Origin of the sequence: Mycobacterium sp. E735, assembly GCF_001666955.1 — a bacterium.
Taxonomy (GTDB): Bacteria; Actinomycetota; Actinomycetes; order Mycobacteriales; family Mycobacteriaceae; genus Mycobacterium.
In genome coordinates this window covers 1-966 of sequence record NZ_LZIX01000329.1, presented here as the reverse complement: position 1 = coordinate 966, position 966 = coordinate 1, and the positions used below count along the sequence as shown (strand labels likewise).

Here is a 966-nt window from a genome sequence, read left to right as displayed (position 1 = left end):
GAGAAGGGCCAATTCGCCTTGCCAATAGCGCAACTGGCGAGCGATCACACTGTCCGGGTCGGACTCGTCTCCCAGCACTACCACCCCCCCACCACCCCCATCGAAGAACTCCTGACCACCATCTACACCGAAGTCCTCGGCCTCGACCGCATCAGCATCGACGACTCCTTCTTCGACCTCGGCGGGGATTCGTTGTCGGCCATGCGCCTGATCGCCGCCGTCAACGCCGACCTGGACGCCGACGTCTCGGTCCGCACCCTGTTCGAGGCCCCCACCGTCGCCGAGTTGGCGCCCCGCCTCGCCGGAGGCACTCGACGGAAACCGTTGCGACGCAGGGAGCGTCCCGCGAAGATTCCCCTGTCGTTCGCCCAGAACCGCTTGTGGTTCGTCAACCAGTTCGAGGGCGGGGTGGCGACGTACAACATGCCGACCGCCTTCCGGATCACCGGCGAGTTGGACGTCGAGGCGCTGACCGCGGCCCTCGATGACCTGATCGGCCGCCACGAGTCGTTGCGCACCGTCTTCCCGGACGTCGACGGCGTCCCGTACCAGCAGGTGTTGGCGGCCCAGCCGGGGATGTGGCGGCGCGGCGACACCACCGTCGTGCCGCTCGGCGATCAGCAAGAGGTCGCGGGCGAGTTGATCGCGCTCGCGAGCCACCGATTCAATTTGGCGACGGAGATCCCGATTCGCGCGCAGATCTATTCGACGGGACCCGCGGAGCATGTGCTCGCGATTGTGCTGCACCACATCGCCTTTGACGGTTGGTCGCTGGCTCCCATGTTCAGGGACATCGGAGTCGCCTACGCAAGCCGATGCGCGGGGCTCATACCGAACTGGGCCGAACTGCCGGTGCAATACGTGGACTACACGCTGTGGCATCAGGAGCTGCTGGGAGACGAGTCCGACCCGGACAGTGTGATCGCTCGCCAGTTGCGCTATTGGCAAGGCGAATTGGCCGGACTG

General features: G+C 65.7%; 1 protein-coding gene. It reads left to right on the top strand.

Annotated elements, in window-relative coordinates:
- Positions 1-18: 18 nt before the first annotated feature.
- On the top strand, positions 19-966 hold a 948-nt coding region (locus A5704_RS26485; protein ID WP_231969393.1), incomplete at its 3' end, for a condensation domain-containing protein.